Source organism: Microcystis sp. BLCC-F209 (genome assembly GCF_041928595.1).
Classification (GTDB): Bacteria; Cyanobacteriota; Cyanobacteriia; order Cyanobacteriales; family Microcystaceae; genus Microcystis.
On record NZ_JBHFLL010000174.1, the window covers coordinates 1 to 1,236 of the forward strand.

2 protein-coding genes are annotated in these 1,236 nt (G+C 37.1%); both read right to left on the minus strand.

Features of this window, described 5'->3' with window-relative positions:
• The coding region (locus ACE1AQ_RS10845; RefSeq protein WP_374808405.1) for an Rpn family recombination-promoting nuclease/putative transposase at positions 1-407 on the minus strand (407 nt) is incomplete at its 3' end.
• A gap of 400 nt (positions 408-807) precedes the next feature.
• A partial coding sequence (locus tag ACE1AQ_RS10850) for a DUF4351 domain-containing protein (protein WP_374808407.1) occupies positions 808-1,236 on the minus strand: 429 nt, incomplete at its 5' end.

The window sequence follows — 1,236 nt, forward strand, 5'->3', positions numbered from 1 at the left end:
TCTAAGACCTTAAAATCGGGAAAATCGACTACATATTGACTAATTGCTTCTCTTTTTGGCTTTGAATAAGAAAAAATTACAATCGGATAAATCGGTAAGACAAATTTCTCATGAAAGCGAGCAAAATAAGTAAACATTCGCCGATTAAACCACTTGCGGGAACTTTCCTGCGCCTCGACATGAATCAGAAAAAACGATTCTTTTCCGCGAAACTTAACCTGTGCGACTAAATCGCTTTCATGTCTTTCTCCTTCCGTGACATCGGTAAATACTTCTTTGTCTAAAAAAGTAATCGAGTCCCTATCTAAATAATCGATTAATTGAGGAAAAAATAACTCAATAAATTCGACAAAAAAGGTGGAGATTAACTCCTTAAATAAGCGGTCATGGTCAATATTATTAGTCATGTAATATCATCTTAACTAATCTGAGTGATGAATGACTACTCTTCTGTATTGTATTCTGAAAAGTCGGTTTTGGCAACGGATTGTTATGACCTCACCCCCTTAACCTACAGCTATTGCCAAATTCGCCCAAAATCCATCAGATTGAGAGAAATCGAACAAAACATCGTCAACAGCAGGAAGGCTCGGCAACAGGGTAGAAGTCATGACATTAACTGCAAAAGTTTATTGCTAACAGTTTTAGCCCAACAATCGCCAATTTTTCAATACCCCTGTAACAGAAATTAATATTGCAAGAAAACGGGTTTCTCAAAGGACAAGAAAACGGGTTTCTCAAAGAAAACGGGTTTCTCAAAGAAACCCGTTTTCTCATTTGTTGCCAAGATGCGATCGCTAACATAAACTAGGCAGTTAAAGTATTTAACCAATTGATTAAATCTTCAACCGTAGAGAAGTCGAATAAAGCTTCTCCTAATACTTCGACATCATCAATACTTAACTGCATGATTTTAGTTTCTAATAAAGGATTAATCTCCCCTAACTTTCGTTTAAGTTGACGAAGAATCAATGTCTTTTCGCGTTCAATACCTTGTTCAATACCTTGTTCAATACCGCGTTCAATACCGCGTTCAATACCGCGTTCAATACCTTGTTCAATACCTTGTTCGATACCGCGTTCAATACCTTGTTCGATACCTTGTTCAATACCTAGTTCAATACCTTGACGCATCCAACTGGTGGTAATTTGCATAACTCCCTCCTGTACGGGTTGACTAAATGTGCTAATCTCTTCTTGAAATTGTCTCTCTTCCACTGGATTTAGATTGAGATA